Annotated in this window: 1 protein-coding gene; it reads right to left on the minus strand. The window is 65.1% G+C overall.

Features of this window, described 5'->3' with window-relative positions; all coding sequences use genetic code 11:
• Positions 1 to 34 precede the first annotated feature (34 nt).
• Positions 35 to 1,621 (minus strand): Tn3 family transposase (locus ACH0BU_RS18010; RefSeq protein WP_500264474.1); only part of this gene is annotated, 1,587 nt, incomplete at its 5' end.

Below are 1,621 nucleotides of genomic sequence, written 5' to 3' on the forward strand. Positions count from 1 at the left end.
AGGGGTCGAATCCGGCTGAGGGCGAAATGACACCCTAAGCCTCGGCACCCTTCGGCCAGAGGTATTCGCCGGTGAGGAGGATGTGCGCCCACCCGAGCGGTGAGATATGGGCCAGCAGGTGGTCGGGCGTATCGAGCCCTTCGCGTCGCCGGGCTTCGACGGCATGGCCGAGATGCAGGGTGTTCCAGTAGACGATGACGGCGGTGAGCAGGTTGAGGCCGGCGATGCGGTAATGCTGCCCCTCTGTCGTACGGTCGCGGATCTCGCCCTGGCGACCGATCCGTAAGGCGTTCTTCAGCGCGTGGTGCGCTTCGCCCTTGTTGAGGCCGACCTGCGCGCGGCGTTGCATGCCGGCATCAAGGATCCATTCGATGATGAATAGCGTCCGTTCGATCCGGCCGACCTCGCGCAGTGCGGCCGCCAGATCGTTCTGGCGCGGATAGGCGGCGAGCTTGCGCAGGATGCGGCTTGGCGGGACCTGCCCTGCGCTCATGGTGGCTGCGCAGCGAAATAGATCGGGCCAATTGGAGACGATCAGCGCTTCGCGCGCCTTCCCGCCCACCAGCGGACGTAACTCGCTCGGCGTAGCGGCGGGATCGAACACGTAGAGCCGTTTGGACGGAAGGTCGCGGATGCGCAGCACCAGGCGGTAGCCGAGCGTGGCGCTGATCCCGAACAGATGGTCGGTGAACCCGCCAGTGTCGGCGTATTGCTCCTCGATCCGTCGCCCGGCCTCATTCATCGTCAGCCCGTCGAGCAAGTATGGGGCTTCGCTGACGGTCGCAGGGATGGTCCGCGATGCAAACGGCGCGAAGCGGTCGTTGACGTGGGTATAGGCCTTGATGCCGGGATCGTTGCCATAGCGAGCGTTGACCGTGTTCATCGCCTCGCCCTGTCGCGCGGCGGGGTAGAATTGACCATCGGCGGATGCGGTAGTGCCCATACCCCAGACCTGCGCCATCGGCAGATCGCCTTGTGCGGCGACCACATGGGTCAGCGCCTGATCGATCGCCTCGCGTTCGACGTGCCAGCGCGCGAGCCGAGAGAGTTGCCAGTAATCATGGGTGTTGGAAGCCTCGGCCATCTTGCGCAGGCCCAGGTTCAAACCCTCTGCGAGCAGGACATTGAGCAGGCCGGTCCGGTCGTCGCACGGAACGCCGGTGCGCAGGTGCGTGAAGGCCTCGGTGAAGCCGAGCGCGGCATCTACTTCGAGCAGCAGGTCGGTAATACGGACGGACGGCAGACGGCGGTAGAGATCGAGCACCAAGTCATCGATCCCATCCGGCGCGTCAGCGGTGAGGCGATCGATGCGCAGTGTGCCGTCCTCGATACTGCCTTTCGGGATCGTGCCGTTACGCGCGGCGCGACCGAGCCGGGCAAGGCCATCGGCAAGACGGGCTTTGCGATCGGCGAGCCAGACATGCGGATCAGACGGTACGGCCAGCTTCGCAGCATGCGCGACTTCCATCGACACCAGGACGTTGCGCAGGTCACCATACCGATGCGAGCGGTCGAGCCAGATGTCGCCCGAGCGTAGCGCGTCACGCAGGTGGAACATGACCGCGACCTCTCGGAGACGGGCATCATCGTCGCCCTTCGCTCGCAACTGTCTCCGCCATTT

It is taken from the genome of Sphingomonas olei, assembly GCF_045369765.1.
Classification (GTDB): Bacteria; Pseudomonadota; Alphaproteobacteria; order Sphingomonadales; family Sphingomonadaceae; genus Sphingomonas; species Sphingomonas panaciterrae.